This window comes from Acinetobacter sp. KH_038 (assembly GCF_057839405.1).
Window position 1 is genome coordinate 852,556 of record NZ_CM174489.1, and the last position, 16,454, is coordinate 869,009.

The following is a 16,454-nucleotide window of genomic DNA, read 5'->3' on the forward strand; positions in this document are numbered from 1 at the left end:
GGGCTTCAAAAAAGAAGCAGATTAATCTGCTTCTTCCTGAATTAATGGATTGATTTCGATGATCCGGGTCACCAGCAACTGGTCAATCTTGAAATGATCGACATCGACCACTTCGAACTTGTAACCGGCATGAATTACCGTGTCGGCAGGACGGGGAATTTTACGCAACTTGAACATCATAAAACCGGCCAGCGTTTCGTAATTATCTTCATCGGGCATTGAGTCGATTTCAAGCGCATGTTTCATATCTTCAATCGGTGTGCTGCCTTCAATCAGCCAGGAGTTATTGTCACGCTTGATAATTTGCTGATCGGCTTCAATAGGCGTCACCCAGTCACCCATCACGGTAATCATGATGTCGGAAAGGGTAATCACCCCGACCACCAGCGCATATTCATTAATAACAACGGCAAACTTTTCCTTGGTCGAGCGAAAACGGTCCAGTACTTCCGATAAGGTCAAGGTGTCAGGAATGGTCAGCACGTTACGGATGGTGCTTTCATTTAACTGTAGCAGCGACTGGTTATTCAGAATACGTACCAGTATATCTTTGGCATCCACATAGCCAATCACACTGTCAATGTCATTGCTACATACCAGAAACTTGGAATAAGGATATTCCGCCAGCTTTTGCCGAATACTGACTTCTGGTTCATTCAGGGTGAAGAACACCACATTTTCCCGTGTCGTCATACTTGAAGGCACGTTACGTTCTTCAAGCTCGAATACATTTTCGATAAAATGATGTTCCTGTTTCTGCAATACACCGGCCTGTGCACCGGCATCCATCACCGCAGAAATATCATCAAAAGTAATATTGTCATCACGAATGGTATTCACCTTAAACAGGCGGAACAGCATATTGGCAATGGCATTGATAAACCAGGCCAGAGGCTTGCAGACTTTAATGAAAATCTGAATCGGCTCAATCACCAAGACTGCGATTTTTTCTGGCGCAATCATGGCCAGACGTTTCGGCATCAAGTCCGCAAATAAAATAAATAATGAAGTGACGACAGTGAAGGAAAGTACAAAGCTGATATTTTCAGCCCAGGGACCCTGATAAAAGCGGGTAACAAAATTAAAAATATAAGGACGGAAGGCACCTTCACCTAAAATACCGCCCAGAATGGCGACCGCATTTAAACCGATTTGAGAGGCTGCAAAGAAGTCAGCAGAATTTTCTTGTAGATCTAAAACTTTTTGAGCGCGATGTTCACCCGATTCAGCCAGAATTTTCAGTTTGACTTTACGGGCACCTGCGAGGGCGATTTCTGTTAAAGATAAAAAACCGGCCCCCGCGATGAGTATTAAGATAATCACGATATTTTGTAAGAGGCTCACAAATCCACCTGTGGATGAATAGTATCTTGGAATATTTTTAACACAAAAAAAGACTTGAGGTGTAACAACTACCTCTCAAGCCTTCAAAGTATAATCTTAAAAAATAAGAATTTAGAAGAATTTGAGTTTAATAATGTGAAAATTGCGAATTATTGTTCAAGAATTCACGATTTTCTTCTTCAATCATTTGTCGGGCAACATATAAAATCAGCTGACGTAACCAGCGATGGGCAGGGTGATGATGCAATAAAGGACACCAGGCCATTTTCAATTCGAATTCCGGAATATAAAATGGCGGATCTTTCAGAATCAGATTGTGATTTTTGGCTTGCAGACGTGCGATACGTGACGGCAGGGTTGCCACCAGATCGACATTGGAAGCCAATAAGCCCGGCATTTGATAGTGACGGGTAAACACCGAAATTTTACGTTTCTGGCCAATCCGTTCTAAAGCCTGATCAATCCAGCCCAGCCCAGCCTGTTTCTCGGGATTAACACCGAAGCCAACACCCATACCGGTTTTAGACACCCAGATATGCTGAGCATCGAGGTAGCTTTTCAAGTTCAGATTGGTTGCAGCCGGATGTTTATGATTCAGCAAACAGGAAAAACTGTCACGCCAGACTAAAACCTGATGGAAGCTTTGCGGTATTTCATTAAAGCGGTTAATCGCCAGATCGACCTTGCCTTGCTCCATATCGCGATAAGATACATCACTCGGAGTCAGGAAGTCCAAAACCACATTTGGCGCTTCGGAACGTAATGCCTTGACCAGACGTGGTACCAGAGTCGCTTCCGCATAATCCGAAGTCATGATCCGGAAGACACGATTCGAGGTATAAGGACGGAACTCGGTACGCGGTTCCAGAATCATGGACAAGTCAGCAAGTGCATCGCGAATACGTGGCTGTAACTCAAGCGCACGTTCGGTTGGGGTCATCCCTTCAGAAGAACGGATCAGCAGGGGATCATTAAATAAATTGCGTAATCGGCGTAAAATATTACTCATGGCAGGCTGGGTCACGCCCAATTGTTCTGCTGCACGGGTGACATTTTTTTCGCGAAGAAGTACATCAAGATAAATTAATAGATTGAGATCAACCCGCTCCAGATTCATAAAAGAAATACCGAGAATAAATACAAGAAATTATGCTGATTATGCCATAACTGCCGGGCTTTGTGTAAAGCACCGATGAAAAAAAGGCCATGACAAAGCCGATGAAGATGCTGGAATTTATCCCGGTTTAAACCAGAACAATCAGCTTCTTTTTCAGGGTGAATTCAGATCATTTCAAATCTGGAAATGAGTATGTTCAAGCAGGCAGGTGCAGATTGCATATCTGTACTTTAGCGCTTCAAAAAGCGACTTTGTTTGTGTGAATAATCGTGTGAAAAGTACACTATTATGAAAATATGTTGAGCTGCAGAGATACTCGAACATCATTATTTTCTTTCAATAAAAGTGTTTCCAGACCTAGTCCAGACTTAAGTCTAATGAATTATTTTTAAACAGATTGGTGCAAAAATACGCATCTTTGTTTTAATTAAAATACATATAAAACAAAAACTTAATCTATATACCGGGGATTATACTAAGACTTTCATCTACCCATTTTTTAAATAAATGTTGAAGATTCTTACAGACTATTGGATTAATTTTCAGAAGCCCACTAATCTTTAGCTATCCCAACGGATCGGCGAAAATCTGAACAAGTTACTGAGGGTGTGATTTGAACGGTTCGTTGCAGAAAAATCCTAATATTATTACAGGAATATATCATGACTACATACCAAACAGCGATTGATGCAATCCGCGAATTGAAAGCGAAATTCGGTAACACTTGGGCAGACATCAGTCCTGAAGATGCTGCGCGTATGCAAATCCAGAACCGTTTCAAAACCGGTTTAGACATTGCGAAATATACAGCGGCAATTATGCGTCGTGATATGGCTGCTTATGATGCAGACTCTAGCAAATACACTCAATCATTGGGTTGCTGGCACGGTTTCATCGCACAACAAAAAATGATTGCGAACAAAAAATACTTCGGTACAACTGAACGTCGCTACATCTACCTTTCTGGCTGGATGGTTGCAGCACTTCGTTCAGAATTCGGTCCACTTCCTGACCAGTCTATGCACGAAAAAACATCTGTTCCTGCATTGATCGAAGAAATCTACACATTCTTACGTCAAGCTGACGCGAAAGAATTAAACGACCTGTTCCGTTCGCTTAAAAAAGCACAAGAAGCAGGCGATACGGCTAAAGCAGCTGAAATAACTTCACAAATCGACAACTTCCAAACTCACGTTGTGCCAATTATTGCGGACATCGATGCTGGTTTCGGTAACGAAGAAGCGACTTACCTGTTAGCGAAGAAAATGATCGAAGCGGGTGCGTGTGCACTTCAAATCGAAAACCAGGTGTCTGATGCGAAACAATGTGGTCACCAGGCCGGTAAAGTAACTGTTCCACACGAAGACTTCATCGCGAAAATCCATGCATTACGTTATGCATTCCTTGAAATGGGTCTTGATGACGGTATCATCGTTGCGCGTACTGACTCTGAAGGCGCTGACTTGACTCAAAAAATCCCAGTGGTTAAAGAGCCAGGCGACATCGCATCTCAATACATCAGCTACCTGGAAACTTCTGAAATTGACATCGCTGATGCACAAGAAGATGAAATCCTGATCAAACGTGATGGTAAATTACACCGTCCTAAGCGTTTAGCTTCTGGCTTGTACCAGTTCCGCGAAGGCACTCAAATTGACCGCGTTGTACTTGACTGTGTAACCAGCCTTCAAAACGGTGCTGACCTGCTTTGGATCGAAACTGCGACTCCAAACGTAGCTGAAATTGCTCACATGGTTAACCGTGTACGTGAAACAGTTCCAAATGCGAAACTTGTTTATAACAACTCGCCATCATTCAACTGGACGCTGAACTTCCGTCAACAAGCCTATGACCGTTGGGTTGCTGAAGGTAAAGATGTTTCTGCTTACGACCGTGCGAAGTTAATGAGCGCTGAGTACGATGCAACTGAACTGGCTGCTGAAGCTGACGAAAAAGTACGTACCTTCCAGGCAGATGCTGCGCGTGAAGCGGGTGTGTTCCATCACTTGATCACACTTCCGACTTACCACACTGCTGCGCTTTCTACGCATGAACTTGCTCAAGGTTACTTCGGTTCTGAAGGTATGTTGGCTTATGTTGCTGGCGTACAACGTAAAGAAATCCGCGGTGGTATCGCATGTGTTAAACACCAGGCAATGGCTGGTTCAGACATCGGTGATGATCACAAAGAAATCTTCGCTGGTGACAATGCATTGAAAGCTGGTGATGACGCTAAAAACACAATGAACCAGTTCAGCGCTTAATCCGCTAAATTGATTCACCAAAAAACCCTGCATCTGCAGGGTTTTTTGTTTGGAAAAATGCTATTAATAAATAGGCAAGGACAAGCCTGGAAAAGTATTCAGTTGGCTTTATTCATAATTTCTTCATGATTGGTTTTTATCACAGTTTTTATGTGTTTAATTCTTGCATTTTGATGCTATGTCACTGAATATTTAGATATAGTTTGCTTGTGTTTGGTCTTCATTTACTCCTATTTAATTAAAAAAGTGACTCGGACTTATGCTGTCTAAATTTTTTATCCACCGCCCGATCTTTGCTGGGGTACTGGCGATTGTCGTGATGGCAATCGGCCTGTTCGCAGTGATGAACCTGCCAGTGGAACGTTATCCGGACATTGCCCCGCCGCGGATAACGGTGGCAGCAACCTATACTGGCGCTTCTGCAGAAACCGTAGAAGAAAGCGTAACCCAAGTCCTGGAACAGCAGATTAAGGGGATTGACCATCTGCTGTATTTTAGTTCGAGTAGTGATTCTTCAGGGCGCAGCCGGGTCAGCATCAGTTTTGAAAATGGTACCGATCCGGACACTGCACAGGTTCAGGTACAAAATGCAATTAATGGGGTATTGAACCGGTTGCCAGAAGAAGTACAGCGTCAGGGTGTCAATGTCTTTAAATCCCTGGGTGATACCCATATGGTGATCAGCCTGTATGACGAGTCCGGTCGCAGTAATAATATTGAACTTTCCGACTATCTGATGACCCATCTGGAGCAGGACATTTCCCGGATTGAAGGTATTGGTGAAGTCGATGTCTTTGGTTCTCAATATGCGATGCGGATCTGGCTGAATCCAGGAAAACTCAAACAATATAACCTGATGCCGAGTGATGTTCGTGCGGCCATTGAAGCACAGAATACCCAGGTGGCTGCCGGTGCGATTGGGGATTTGCCGGCAGTGGATGAACAATATCTGAATGCCAAAGTCACCTCGGGTTCGCGGCTAAAAACCGTAGAAGAATTCCAGAATATTATTGTCAAATCGGATCGTGCTGGCAGCTTTATTTATTTAAAGGATATTGCACGGGTCGAACTCGGTGCTGAAAATTATTCTTCATACAGTACCAACAATGGTTATCCATCGGCTGGTCTGGGCATTTCGCTGGCCTCTGGCGCCAATGCCATTGCAACCTCTGACCGGATTAAAGCTGAAATTGCCCGTATTTCCTCGCAATTGCCCGAAGGCTATAAAATTGCCTATCCGCGAGACAATACGCCCTTTGTGCAAGAGTCGATTAAAGAGGTGGTTAAAACCCTAATCGAAGCCGTGATTCTGGTCATCATTGTGATGTTCATTTTCTTGCAGAACTGGCGTGCTACCTTAATCCCGACGGTGACGGTGCCGGTGGTGATTTTGGGCACCATGGCAGTGCTGTATGCACTAGGCATGAGTATCAATACCTTGACCTTGTTTGCGCTGGTTCTGGCCATTGGCCTGTTGGTTGATGATGCAATTGTGGTAGTAGAAAACGTGGAACGGCTGATGCATGAACAGCATTTGTCTGCCAAAGAGGCTGCATTGGCGTCCATGCAGGAAATTAGTGGGGCACTGGTCGGAATTACCCTGGTCTTGACGGCTGTCTTTATTCCGATGGCGTTTTTTGGCGGTTCTACCGGTGTCATTTACCGGCAGTTTTCGATTACCCTGGTTGCGGCCATGTCATTGTCGTTATTGGTGGCCCTGATTCTCACACCGGCACTGTGTGCGCTTATTCTAAAACCCAATCCCAAGCCGGCAAAATGGGCATCCTGGTTTAACCAGAAACTGGATGATTTAAAACATCGTTATCTGCGTCTTTCCAAAGTAACGATTCAGCATCAGGCGATTTGTTTGTTGCTATTTGCCGGATTAATCTGTGTTTTTGCGCTGTTTTACCGGGCCTTGCCAACCAGTTTTTTGCCAAGTGAAGATCAGGGGATTTTAAGCCTGCAAATTAAATTGCAGGAAGGCGCCCCGATGAAAAATACCATTCAGATCGGGGAAGAGGTGCGCAAGTATTTTCTGGATCAGGAGCAGGCCAATGTCAGTCTGGTCATGATTCGTTATGGTCGAAATTTCTCGGGAACTGGTCAGAACCTGGCGACCGGTTTTGTGGCCTTGAAACACTGGGATGAGCGTTCCGGTCAGGACAATACCGCCCAGGCGATTCGTGAACGCGCCTTGAAGCATTTTCAAAGCAACCGCAATGCACAAATTAATGTGTCCATGCCTGCTTCTGTCAATGGTCTGGGGCAAACCGATGGTCTGGACTTCTGGATTCGCGATATCAACGGCAATGGCCGGCAATATCTGGAACAGCAATATCAGGCGTTGGAGGCTCAGGCTGGCAATTATGCAAGCTTTGAAAATCTGGGCAAACGTTCCAATCCCGAGAAAGCAGAGCTGCGTGTCAATATTGACCAGAAACAGGCCATGGCCAATGGTCTGACCCAATCGGCAATTAACAGTACCTTATCCACGGCCTGGGGCGGCAGTTATATCAATGACTTTATTGACCGTGGCCGGATTAAACGGGTGATCATGCAGGGCGATGCCGAATTCCGCTCCAAACCGGAAGATCTGGCGCAGTGGCATGTCCGTAATGACCAGAACCAAATGGTGCCGTTTAGCAATTTCTCGCAAGTAGACTGGAGTGGTGGCCCTGAAGTGGTCAACCGTTTCATGGGCTATACCGCCTTGCAGATGGAAGCGGATCGTACTAAAGGTAGCAGTTCGGGGCAGGCCATGCAGGATGTGGAAGCGCTGGTCGCCGGGCAGGAAGGCGTCGATGTGGTCTGGAGCGGTTTATCTTTTGAAGAAAAGCAGTCCAACAATCAGGCCATCTGGCTCTATCTGATTTCAATCGGTTTCATCTTCCTTTGTCTGGCTGCATTGTATGAAAGCTGGAGTATTCCAACGGCGGTGATGTCAGCAATTCCTCTGGGTATCGGGGGTAACATCATTTTCAGTTATCTGGCCGGTTTCCCGAATGATATCTATTTCCAGATTGCTTTGCTGACCACCATTGGCCTGTCCTGCAAGAATGCGATCCTGATTGTAGAGTTTGCTTCACTGGCACAGCAGCAGGGTAGATCGGTGGTCGAAGCAGCACTTGAAGGTGCTTCCTTACGACTTCGTCCGATCCTGATGACCTCTTTGGCCTTTGGCGCGGGGATTTTACCGCTGGTGTTTGCCACAGGTGCCGGTGCGGTGAGCCGTCAGGAAATTGGGGTCAGTGTATTCGGCGGGGTGGTTTTTGGAACGGTACTGGTGCTAATCTTTATTCCATTTATGTATGTGCTGATTCGCAGCCTGATCAAGACAAAGCCGGTCGCTGAATAAGCTGCTCACCGGTGTCACTGATAAAAAGCCTGATTCAGTCAGGCTTTTTGTTAGATGCTGAGTAAACGATTGATATAAAAAATGTAATGATATTGCAGCATAAGCATCGAGATCATTCACATAAAAATGAAAAATAGGCAATACTCGCAACAGCAACAAGAAGACCATGGATCGCCAGACTTTTATAATGAGCTGCTTATGCCGAAAATTTCAGAAAAAATCCAGCATATTCAACAACAATTACATTCAGAAAATCATGATATCGCTGTAGGCCTGCTGAATCAGCTGAATGTTGCAGATCAGGCCAGCATTTTAAAGGGCCTGGATACGCTGGAGCAGGCCCGGATTTTAACAGAACTGGATGAACCGAGTCGGGTCTACACTTTTATGCCTTTAGGGCAGCAGGTGAGCGTGGCACAGCATCTTGATCTTCCCGGGCTGGTACCGATTCTGGAAGCCATGCCTGCAGATGATTTTGTTGATATCTATAAGCAGTTTTCGCCGCCGCTCCAATTGCAATTGATGGATTTGTTGTCGGAAGATTCCCAGCAAACCCTTAAAGATCTGGCCATCTATCCGGAAGGTACTGCCGGTGCCATGATGAGCTCGAGTTTTGTGACGCTGTCACCCGACCTGCGCATGGATGAAGCCATTCAGGCCTTACGTGTAATTGCATCGGGGCAGGAAACCCTGTATCTGATCTATATTGTCGATACAGAAGGGCGTCTGATCGGGGTGATTTCCTTGAGGCAGATCATTCAGGCCTTGGCTGAGCAGACCATTGCCGAAGTCATGCAACGTGAGGTGATTTCTGCCCAGGTGAGTGATGATCAGGAAATTGTGGCCAGAGCCTTGGCTTATTATGATTTTATGGCTTTGCCAGTGGTGGATGCCCAGAAGAAACTCTTGGGTATTGTGACTTATGATGATGCCATGGATATTGTCGAGGCAGAAACCACTGAAGATATTTTAAAGTCGGGCGCAGTCACGCCGTTGACCGAGCTGAGCCTCAAAACTGCACCGATTTTAACCCTGTATCAGAAGCGGGTCTTTTGGCTGGTGATTCTGGTTTTTGGCAGTCTGTTGTCCGGAATCGGGATTGCCCATTTTGAAGAGATCATTGCCGCGCATATTGTACTGGTGTTCTTTCTGCCACTTCTGGTGGGGAGTGGCGGAAATGCTGGTTCACAATCTGCCACCCTGATGGTACGTGCTTTGGCCACTGGTGATGTTGAATTTAAGGACTGGTTTAAGCTGCTGAGTCGTGAATCTCTGGTTGCACTTTGTCTCGGCGGTACCATGGCAATTGCCGTCTCTATTTTGGGTTATGTTCGGGGAGATGTCATGGTGGCACTGGTGCTGGCGATCAGCATGCTCGGTATTGTGCTGATGGGCTGCTTGATCGGCATGAGTCTGCCTTTCATTTTAAATAAGCTCAAGCTGGATCCGGCCAGTGCTTCCGCGCCATTGGTCACTTCGATTTGTGATGCCACCGGTGTGATTGTGTATTTGTTTGTGGCCTCCAAATTGTTGTTTTGATTCACAGATTGCTACATCAACTGAGGAAAAATGCTTTATGCTCATGATAATCAGCAGTATTTCTGGAATAAGCTATGCCTGAGCCTGGACAAAAAACAAAACTGAGCCAACAAGAGGTCATTCGTCTGGAACGTGATCTGGCCAAGTTTGCCAATATGATGGATTCTGTGGTGCGTATTCCGTTTACCAAGCAGGGCGTAGGCGCAGATGCCGCGCTGAGCACCATTCCGGTCGCTGGAGATATCGCCGGTTTTGTCCTGACCTGTTATGCCATTTACAAGGCCAGACAGATAGGCGTACCGAGTGAAAAACTCAATCCGGTCATGAAACTGGCTGTGATGGATGCAGTGGTGGGGTTTATTCCTGTAGCAGGCACCATTTTTGATATTTTTATTCGGCCTAGCCGCAAGGCGCTCGATGTGGTGCATGTGCATATCCGAGAAGAATATCAGATTCATAGTGACCGGCATGTGGTGCATCCTTTTCTGCATGAAAGTCTGGAACGCAAACAGCAGCACTCTGCGTTTTGGCGCAATCCGCTGGTGGCTTGGCTCTGGATTCATATCCCGGATATTTTAGGAACCGTGTTCCTGATATTATTTGTTTTCGCAATCGGGTGGGGGGCGATGGCACTGTATCAATGGATCAGTCCATAAAGCCTGTTAAAACATGAGCCATAAAAAAAGCCTGCAATCGCAGGCTTTTTTTAATTAACAAAAGAACATGGCTTAAGCACAGTCAAGCTGTTGTAATGCTGCAACACGCTGTTCGATGCTTGGATGCGTCTGGAACAGGGCAGCAAGGCTAAAACCTTGTTCTTTACCAGCAGAAATTGCAAAAGCTTTCATCTCTTTTGGCATGGCATCCGGCATTTCAGATTCTGCCTGTAAGCGCAGAAGTGCTGAAATCATGGCCTGTTTACCGGCCAGGCGTGCACCTGCTTCATCGGCACGATACTCACGCTGACGCGAGAACCACATCACAATTGACGACGCCAGGATACCAAAGACGATATCCAGCACAATGGTAATCACGAAATAGGCAATACCCGGTGCTTCACCTTCTTCACGGCCAAAGACATTGCGGTCAATAAAATCACCGGCAACACGTGCGAAGAACATCACAAAGGCGTTCACAACACCTTGAATCAGTGCCAGAGTGACCATGTCACCATTGGCCACGTGACCGATCTCATGCGCTAAGACTGCACGCAGTTCGTCTTTATTCATGCGCTCAAGCAGACCGGTAGATACCGCAACCAAAGCATCGTTTTTATTCCAGCCAGTTGCAAAGGCATTGGATTGATACGATGGGAAAATACCCACTTCCGGCATTTTAATGCCTGCACGCTGGGAAAGTTGTGCAACTTCTTGGAGTAACCAGGCTTCAGCTTGGTTACGAGGTGCATTCGGGTCAATCAGCTCAGTACCCGTGGTCTTTTTCGCCATCCATTTAGACATGAACAGAGAAATCATTGAGCCAACCATACCGAACACGAAACAGATGACCAACAGGTTGCCCAGATTCAAGCCACCCGCGCCATGGTAACTACCGACACCGAAGAGTGACAAGATAATGCCAGCTACAACCAGTACCGCGAGGTTGGTTAGCAAGAACAAACCAATCCGCATCATTGAGAAATCCTCTTATTACAGAAAAATAATCTGATTATTGAATGAAAATCATTGAAATCAATATGAGGTGAAATCAACAAGATTTCAAGAAAAAAATAGCAATTGGCTACAAAAAACTCAGACTGTTTTTTGCTCAAACTGAAAGATAGGTCTTTAAAAACAAAGCTGTTTCGAAATTATTCACTTAAATATATTTTTGCAGATGCTGTGGCATTAGCCGTGGCATAAGATCCCATCGGGGCATCGGTAAAGCTGCCATCTGCCTGTGCAATGATCTGACGCTGATATTTTGCAGCCTGAACATTCGATGCAGTCGTGGTTTCCGTTGAATAATTGGCTGAACTGGCAATGATACGACCTGTATCGGAAGAGCTTGTAGAAGTGCCAGTATTGCCTAGACCTTGCGCATACAGGTTTTGATAACGGCTGCTGACCCGGCGCACATAATCCTGAGTTTCACGAAAAGGCGGCACACCCTTATATTTCGCCACATTGCCTTCACCGGCATTATAACCTGCCAGTGCCAAGGTGGTATTGCCATTAAAGCGTTTCAATAACCAGGCCAGATATTTGGCACCTGCCATAATATTCTGCTGCGGGTCATAAGCGTTGCTGACATTAAAGCGGCGTGCTGTTGCCGGCATCAGTTGCATCAGGCCTTGTGCACCAACCGGAGAGCGTGCCTGTACATTGAAACCGGATTCAGTATGCATGACGGCTTTAATCAAGCCCTCAGAAACACCATAAGTTTGTGCTGCCTGACGAATAATCGAATCATAGGCATTTTTATTTTTGCTATAGCTTGGCAAGACTGAAGCTTCACTCGAACCCCAATTGCTATAACTATGCATATTACTGTCAGGATAATAGGTTTTCTTTTCAACCTGAAGGTGATTATAACGACTTTTCTTGTTGGTTAATAAGGTACTGCCGTTGCTATCACGTAACTGATAAATGGTTTGACCGGCATAGGCAAAGTGGCAAGCGCTCGCCAATAGCAAAGCACTGATCCCGTGACACCCCAAAACATGCACATTTATTTTCATTGTTTATATTAAGTAAACACAATCGAGAAAAATTCAATGATGAGTTTAACAAAAAATTACGGAATGAAAAGACTTGTGCGCTGCATTTATAAACGAGTTTGTAAATGCAAGTCATTTTTTATATTTTAGAGATCGGAAAAAAAATTTGATTTAATTTAAAACCTTAGGGTTGACAGGTTTAACTAGTTGATTTTTATATAAAATTAAATTGGTTAAAAAATGATCAATCTGAAGAAAAGCCTTATCTTTTGAGCCGGAGAAGTTGTCAAGTGCGTTTCAATCCACAAAGTTATCCACAGCTTTTGTGGACAACTGTGGAAAAGTCCAAAAGATAAGCATCTTGCTTATTATTTGAACTGAATCGTTCAATATATCAATCTAAATAAAACATGAAAATGAAAGCAATGTGACATTTGCATGAAAATAAATTCTTTTGATGCGATAGCGGTCCGAATCGGCTAAAATTGCGCGGTATTTTTATTTATGGGTTAATCTCGTCTATGTACTCGCCAGTTGAGTCCGAACAAGGATTTAATTTCAAACCTGAACTGCCAACAAGCTCAGCCTACTACCGTTTGTTGAAGAAGCTTCGCCGCCAGGTCGGACATGCTATTCGTGACTTCAAGATGATTGAAGAAGGCGATAAGGTCATGGTGTGTATTTCAGGTGGTAAAGACAGTTACACCCTGTTAGATATCATGTTGCAGTTCAAGCGTATTGCACCGATCAACTTCGATGTGGTGGCTGTCAATCTGGATCAGAAGCAGCCCGGCTTCCCGGAAGATGTATTACCGCGTTATTTAGAAGAAAATAACATTCCGTATTACATTCTGGAAAAAGACACCTACAGCATCACCAAAAAGTTGACTCCTGAAGGCAAGACCTACTGTGCCGTCTGCTCACGTCTGCGTCGTGGTTCTTTATATGGTTTTGCCCAGGAAATTGGGGCGACCAAAGTTGCTTTAGGCCATCATCGTGATGATATCCTGGCGACCTTCTTCCTGAACCTGTTCCATGGCGGCAGCTTAAAGGCAATGCCACCGAAACTGTTGTCTTCTGACAAAAAGAATATTCTGATTCGTCCACTGGCATATGTGGAAGAAAAAGACATCATCAAATATGCGGAAATGCGTCAATTTCCAATTATTCCATGTAATTTATGCGGCTCTCAGGCAAATCTGCAACGTGCGATTATTAATGACATGTTACGTGATTGGGATAAGGCACATCCAAAACGTCTGCACAGCATTTTTGGCGCATTACAGAATGTTTCACCATCTCAGCTGGTCGATCGTGAATTATTTGACTTTGAAGTGCTGGATAGCCAGCGTGAATTTGATTTCAAAGACAGCTGTTCGACTGAAGAAGCCGTGGAAGGCGAGAACCGCCGCATCAACATGGTCAATCTGGGCTTTGCTGCAGAATAATTTCAGCATGCAGACATCAGCCTTCGGGTTGATGTCTGGCACTATGAAAAACAGATAAAAATAGAACTACAAAAATTGAACGGCGCGTACAAAATTCGTTAGCCTTTGCGCTAATGATCATGATATAACAAAGCACGAGCCTAATAGCTTCAACATGATGTCGTCTGGATAGTCGACACAAATGAACAAATAATTTGAGGAAAGATCATGCCTGCTTTTTTAACTGATGATTGGTTTTCAACTGTAGAAACTCTTACTGCGCAAGCTGGCGATTTGAATTTGCCACCAGCTTTGGCGAACCTGGCGATTAATTTGGTTGTAGCGGACACTACAGGTAATACTGAGCTATCTTTAGATGGTGGAGCAATTAAGAAAGGTTTGTCTTCAAATGCCAAAACCACTTTGAATATGGACGGCGAAACTTTACGTAAAGTTTTCCTGGAGTTTGATATGGCTGCAGCGATGCAGGCGTTTATGACTGGCAAAATCAAAGTACAGGGCGATATGTCTCAATTGATGGCACTTCAGACTGCCAAACCGAGTCAGGAACAAAAAGATCTATTCAAAAAAGTGCTTGAAAACACCACGGCCTGATTCTGCTGAACCTCAGCTGAAATAAGCACAAAAAAAAAAGCTTACCAGAAGGTAAGCTTTTTTTATAGGCGGATAGTATAGAACCCGTCTGATCAGACGCTAGATATTCACCAGTTGTGGTGTGGTTTTGATATGTTCCAGATAAGCACGAATCCGGGTTACATATTGCAATGCCTGACGGTAGCGACCGTTATTGGCTTTGTTCTGTTCCAGATAGGCATAGAGGTTTACCCAGTTGTTCGAATTCTTGCCTTGCGCCTCAATACGTTTTTGCAGCTGATTGACTGCACCCGGGCCCATATTATAAGCCACCAGTGCAAACCAGTTCCGGTCTGGATAAGGAATATGATCGTAGCGATCCAGCATTTGATCATAATACTTGGCACCGCCCTGAATGCTCTGGGTCGGGTCAGTCCGGTTATTAACACCCATGGCTTTGGCGGTGCTGTTGGTCAGCATCATCAGGCCGCGAACACCGGTCGGAGAAACTGAATTCGGTTTCAGATAAGACTCCTGATAGCCAATTGCGGCCAACAGATGCCAGTCCAGATCATACTGCTGCGCTGTCTGTTTAAAGCTCGCCTCATAAATCGGTAAACGGTTACTCAAATCACGTTGAATGGTCGTCCACGATTCCTCTTTCACCACATTCTGGTTATAAAATGAAGCCAGCTGCTTGATGGCGCCACTTTGTTTGCCTTGACAGACAAAAGCACTGGCTGTCTGGCTCAAAGGATCTGTAGCAGATTTAAACACCAGATTTAAATCGGTATTCAGGCCATTATTCGCCAGAATCGACTCATCGCCACAAGTGGCTGAAAATGAGGTCAGACGCTTATTTTCAATGGTACGTATATCGGTGGTGGTCATGGCCAGATTGGCTTTGCCCTGAGCAACCCATTGTAGTGCGGTATTGTTATCAGGAACGATTTTAAAATCCAGTTTCACATTCAGATTATTGGCATAGTTACGTACCAGGTCATAACCAAAGCCATGTAAATGTTGCCCATCCTGAAATACGGTGGTCGGATTTTCGACCGCAACGACGGTCAGCTTATTACTATTGACCACATGATCAAACTGAAGTGTGGTCTTGCTTGCATTGATACTGTGAAAAGGAATAAATGCAGTGCTCAGTACAAGTGCTTTCAAAGGGAGAGAAGAAATTACAGATCGTAGGCAAGGCCTCGATCCAGTGGATGAACTACTGTGCATGTTGTCTCCGCTACAAGTAATTTATGCCCTAAAAATCACAGCCAACACAGCCAGAAATTTTAACAGTTTGATAAATTCAATAAGGGTTGGGCAGTCATGACGTCATTCAAAATGACAAGAGATTTACAGATAATTATGTAGAAAAACTACATAGATTAAAAATTAAGCATTTCCGGAAGTTGCAGGCATATTAATGTCCTGAAAAAAGATTGTCAAATTTTGTACATAAATTATTTCTAAAATTAATTTTAAATTATTGAAATTTAATATGAATTTTTTTATAAATTTGGCATTGTGTTAAAAGGTTAAATAAAATAAGCTGTTTGTAAGTTAAAACACTGAAAATATGATCAGCAAGACATATGAAATCCAACTTAATCACCCGTGCTGGCCACGATAAATTGGTGGCAGAACTTAAGAATCTCTGGCATGAAGAGCGTCCGGAAATTACCAGAAAAGTGAACTGGGCAGCGAGTCTCGGCGATCGTTCGGAGAACGCAGATTACCAATATAACAAGCAGATTCTACGTAAAATTGACCGTCGGGTACGGTACCTGGGTAAACGCCTCGAAGAGCTGAAAATCATTGATTTTTCTCCAGAGCAGGAAGGCAAGGTCTATTTTGGTGCTTGGGTCGAGATTGAAAATGAAGCAGGCGAGCAGAAAACTTTACGTATCGTCGGGGTAGATGAAATTTATGATCATCATCCGCAGCATATTTCGATCAGCTCCCCAATGGCACGGGCCTTATTGGGCAAGCAGGTGGATGATGAGGCCGAAGTGCTGACGCCGTCTGGAAAGAAACTCTGGTTCATCAATTCAATTCTTTATGAAAAGCCAGAAAATTCAGCAAATTAATAGAATTGACTTTATTTTGTGCAGTTGATGCAGCGAAAGCATAAAAATATTTGCCAAGC

At 44.5% G+C, this 16,454-nt stretch carries 12 protein-coding genes; 7 read left to right on the forward strand and 5 right to left on the reverse strand.

The window, feature by feature from the left end; translation table 11 throughout:
- Positions 1–21: 21 nt before the first annotated feature.
- Both paeA and AC3IT7_RS03980 read right to left on the reverse strand, forming a co-directional pair.
- Positions 22–1,344 (reverse strand): polyamine export protein PaeA, encoded by a 1,323-nt coding sequence (gene paeA / locus AC3IT7_RS03975; protein WP_489249471.1) that lies wholly within the window; start codon positions 1,342–1,344, stop codon positions 22–24.
- A 127-nt stretch (positions 1,345–1,471) separates the two neighbouring features.
- On the reverse strand, positions 1,472–2,461 hold the full coding sequence (locus AC3IT7_RS03980; RefSeq protein WP_475654718.1) for a LysR family transcriptional regulator: 990 nt from the start codon (positions 2,459–2,461) through the stop codon (positions 1,472–1,474).
- A gap of 662 nt (positions 2,462–3,123) precedes the next feature.
- Between AC3IT7_RS03980 and AC3IT7_RS03985 the strand changes: the two genes are divergently transcribed.
- The 4 genes from AC3IT7_RS03985 (at position 3,124) to AC3IT7_RS04000 (ending at position 10,278) form a co-directional block, all read left to right on the forward strand.
- Positions 3,124–4,725 carry an isocitrate lyase gene (locus tag AC3IT7_RS03985; protein WP_475654719.1) on the forward strand — a complete coding sequence of 534 codons (1,602 nt, stop codon included), beginning with the start codon at positions 3,124–3,126 and terminating at the stop codon, positions 4,723–4,725.
- Between the two features lie 259 nt (positions 4,726–4,984).
- Entirely contained in the window at positions 4,985–8,083 is a 3,099-nt protein-coding gene (locus AC3IT7_RS03990) for a multidrug efflux RND transporter permease subunit (RefSeq protein ID WP_489249472.1), read from the forward strand.
- Positions 8,084–8,281: 198 nt separating this feature from the next.
- Complete coding sequence (gene mgtE, locus AC3IT7_RS03995; protein WP_489249473.1) at positions 8,282–9,622, forward strand: magnesium transporter; 1,341 nt, start codon at positions 8,282–8,284, stop codon at positions 9,620–9,622.
- A 74-nt stretch (positions 9,623–9,696) separates the two neighbouring features.
- Positions 9,697–10,278, forward strand: a complete 582-nt coding sequence (locus AC3IT7_RS04000) for a DUF4112 domain-containing protein (RefSeq protein WP_475654722.1) — start codon at positions 9,697–9,699, stop codon at positions 10,276–10,278.
- A 72-nt stretch (positions 10,279–10,350) separates the two neighbouring features.
- Here AC3IT7_RS04000 and htpX read toward each other — a convergent pair whose 3' ends face one another.
- Complete coding sequence (htpX, locus tag AC3IT7_RS04005; protein ID WP_475654723.1) at positions 10,351–11,256, reverse strand: protease HtpX; 906 nt, start codon at positions 11,254–11,256, stop codon at positions 10,351–10,353.
- Between the two features lie 176 nt (positions 11,257–11,432).
- Positions 11,433–12,302: a lytic transglycosylase domain-containing protein gene (locus AC3IT7_RS04010; RefSeq protein ID WP_489249474.1), complete on the reverse strand. Its 870-nt coding sequence runs from the start codon at positions 12,300–12,302 to the stop codon at positions 11,433–11,435.
- Between the two features lie 500 nt (positions 12,303–12,802).
- Here AC3IT7_RS04010 and ttcA point away from each other — a divergent pair, with 500 nt between their 5' ends.
- Positions 12,803–13,729, forward strand: coding sequence for a tRNA 2-thiocytidine(32) synthetase TtcA (gene ttcA / locus AC3IT7_RS04015; protein ID WP_489249475.1), 927 nt, complete (start codon positions 12,803–12,805; stop codon positions 13,727–13,729).
- Between the two features lie 207 nt (positions 13,730–13,936).
- Complete coding sequence (locus AC3IT7_RS04020; protein ID WP_004280536.1) at positions 13,937–14,323, forward strand: SCP2 sterol-binding domain-containing protein; 387 nt, start codon at positions 13,937–13,939, stop codon at positions 14,321–14,323.
- Between the two features lie 99 nt (positions 14,324–14,422).
- On the opposite strand, the gene AC3IT7_RS04025 is transcribed toward AC3IT7_RS04020, so the two are convergent.
- Positions 14,423–15,538 carry an MltF family protein gene (locus AC3IT7_RS04025; protein WP_489249476.1) on the reverse strand — a complete coding sequence of 372 codons (1,116 nt, stop codon included), beginning with the start codon at positions 15,536–15,538 and terminating at the stop codon, positions 14,423–14,425.
- Positions 15,539–15,900: 362 nt separating this feature from the next.
- Here AC3IT7_RS04025 and greB point away from each other — a divergent pair, with 362 nt between their 5' ends.
- Positions 15,901–16,395, forward strand: a complete 495-nt coding sequence (gene greB / locus AC3IT7_RS04030; protein ID WP_489249477.1) for a transcription elongation factor GreB — start codon at positions 15,901–15,903, stop codon at positions 16,393–16,395.
- Positions 16,396–16,454: the final 59 nt, after the last annotated feature.

Coding starts and splice junctions, on each gene's coding strand:
- AC3IT7_RS03980 (WP_475654718.1), bottom strand. CDS start 2,461: ATGAATCTGGAGCGGGTTGATCTCAATCTATTAATTTATCTTGATGTA.
- AC3IT7_RS03985 (WP_475654719.1), top strand. CDS start 3,124: ATGACTACATACCAAACAGCGATTGATGCAATCCGCGAATTGAAAGCG.
- AC3IT7_RS03990 (WP_489249472.1), top strand. CDS start 4,985: ATGCTGTCTAAATTTTTTATCCACCGCCCGATCTTTGCTGGGGTACTG.
- mgtE (WP_489249473.1), top strand. CDS start 8,282: ATGCCGAAAATTTCAGAAAAAATCCAGCATATTCAACAACAATTACAT.
- AC3IT7_RS04000 (WP_475654722.1), top strand. CDS start 9,697: ATGCCTGAGCCTGGACAAAAAACAAAACTGAGCCAACAAGAGGTCATT.
- htpX (WP_475654723.1), bottom strand. CDS start 11,256: ATGATGCGGATTGGTTTGTTCTTGCTAACCAACCTCGCGGTACTGGTT.
- AC3IT7_RS04010 (WP_489249474.1), bottom strand. CDS start 12,302: ATGAAAATAAATGTGCATGTTTTGGGGTGTCACGGGATCAGTGCTTTG.
- ttcA (WP_489249475.1), top strand. CDS start 12,803: ATGTACTCGCCAGTTGAGTCCGAACAAGGATTTAATTTCAAACCTGAA.
- AC3IT7_RS04020 (WP_004280536.1), top strand. CDS start 13,937: ATGCCTGCTTTTTTAACTGATGATTGGTTTTCAACTGTAGAAACTCTT.
- AC3IT7_RS04025 (WP_489249476.1), bottom strand. CDS start 15,538: ATGCACAGTAGTTCATCCACTGGATCGAGGCCTTGCCTACGATCTGTA.
- greB (WP_489249477.1), top strand. CDS start 15,901: ATGAAATCCAACTTAATCACCCGTGCTGGCCACGATAAATTGGTGGCA.